At 66.4% G+C, this 491-nt stretch carries 1 protein-coding gene; it reads right to left on the bottom strand.

Annotation, left to right across the window (positions count from 1 at the left end):
* A partial coding sequence (locus JNK74_28775) for a diguanylate cyclase (protein MBL7650177.1) occupies positions 1–491 on the bottom strand: 491 nt, incomplete at both ends.

Below are 491 nucleotides of genomic sequence, written 5' to 3'. Positions count from 1 at the left end.
GCCCCCGTAGCGACAGACGAGGTCGGACTGGCGCAGCGCCTCGCGGACCCGTTCGGCGAACGCCTTCAACACGCTGTCGCCGGCGGCATGGCCGTAGGTGTCGTTGAGCTTCTTGAAGAAATCGAGATCGGCCATCGCCACGGTGACCGGCCGGCGATAGCGCTGGGACCGCTGCAGCTCCATCTCGGCCGAGTGCATGAAATGGCGCCGGTTCATCAGGCCGGTCAGGCCGTCCTTGTTGGCCAGCGACTCCAGGCCCCGGCGGATTTCCTCGTTCTGGACGAGCAGGTCATGGTGCTCGCGGATGGCCTCCTCGACCGCCTGTATCTCGAGCAGGCGCGAGGTATTGAACACCGGCGCCGGCTTTTCGGCGCTGAGGCCGGACAGGGCGTGATCGATGCGCTGCAGCGGATGGATCAGGTGATGGCGGACGAGCACGGCGAGTACGGCGAGGAACAGGCCGACCAGGAGCAGCACCGCCATCAGCTTGT

The sequence above is a fragment of the Candidatus Hydrogenedentota bacterium genome (assembly GCA_016791475.1).
Taxonomy (GTDB): Bacteria; Hydrogenedentota; Hydrogenedentia; order Hydrogenedentales; family JAEUWI01; genus JAEUWI01.
Note: the sequence above shows the minus strand (reverse complement) of the source record. Positions and strands in the feature narration are given on the sequence as shown.